Source organism: Hyphomonas sp. UBA3601 (genome assembly GCF_002375605.1).
Classification (GTDB): Bacteria; Pseudomonadota; Alphaproteobacteria; order Caulobacterales; family Hyphomonadaceae; genus Hyphomonas.
This window is the reverse complement of sequence record NZ_DFME01000049.1, coordinates 2,997-3,881: the sequence shown is the minus strand read 5'-3', so window position 1 is coordinate 3,881 and position 885 is coordinate 2,997. Positions and strand designations below refer to the sequence as shown.

Annotated in this window: 3 protein-coding genes; all 3 read left to right on the top strand. The window is 65.5% G+C overall.

Going from position 1 to position 885, the window contains the following annotated elements; all coding sequences use genetic code 11:
- Positions 1-369, top strand: a 369-nt coding sequence (locus tag B4F73_RS05865) for a TrbI/VirB10 family protein (protein ID WP_290482715.1), incomplete at its 5' end; no start/stop codon positions are given.
- Positions 366-602, top strand: coding sequence for a DUF2274 domain-containing protein (locus tag B4F73_RS05860; protein ID WP_034763727.1), 237 nt, complete (start codon positions 366-368; stop codon positions 600-602). The genes B4F73_RS05865 and B4F73_RS05860, both read left to right, overlap by 4 nt.
- A gap of 4 nt (positions 603-606) precedes the next feature.
- The coding region (locus B4F73_RS05855) for a DUF736 domain-containing protein (protein ID WP_290482714.1) at positions 607-885 on the top strand (279 nt) is incomplete at its 3' end.

Here is an 885-nt window from a genome sequence, read left to right as displayed (position 1 = left end):
CTCGTGACCTGGGACCGGATCATCTTCCCGGACGGGTCCTCCATCGTGATCTCGGCGCCGGGTGCTGACGCGCAGGGCTTTGCGGGGTTGTCCGACCGCACCGATCACCACTGGGACCGCGTGTTCCTCGCGGCAGGCCTCGCGACCATTCTCGGCGTCGGCGCCGAACTTGGCGCAGACGGAGACGGCGACCTGGAACGCGCCATCCGCCGCGGCACGACCGACACCGTCAACCAGGCCGGTCAACGCGTCGTCGAGCGCAATCTTGGCATCCAGCCAACCATCCGCGTGCGCCCCGGCTGGCCGGTGCGCGTGGTCGTCACCCGCGATCTCATTCTCAGACCCCATCCCCAAGGAGCCACACGATGACCCTTCGTCTCGGACAATTACCCGACCGCACCCCGGTGCGCATGAGCCTCTCGGTCGATCCCGAGCTCGCCAGCGCGCTCAGCGACTATGCCGAAATCTACCGCCAGACCTACGGCGCGGAGGAAAAGCCCGAAGCGCTGATCCCGGCCATGATCGAGAGCTTCCTGGCGTCCGACGCCGGGTTCAAGCGGGCGCGACGCGCCCTTCATTCAACCGCCAGCACGGAGACCTAAACCCATGGCACAGATCGGAACATTCACCCTGAAGGAAGGCAGCTATACCGGCACCATCCGCACCATGACCATCAATGTCAAAGCCCAGCTTGTTCCCAACAGTGACAAGGCCTCAGACGGTGCCCCCGACTTCCGCCTCTATGCCGGCGGGGCCGAACTCGGCGCTGCCTGGCGTCAGGAAAGCAAGGATGGCGAAACGCCCTACCTCGCCGTCAAACTCGACGACCCGAGCTTTGCCAGCCCCATGCGCGCGGCCTTCTTCGAGAACGAGAAAGACGGCACC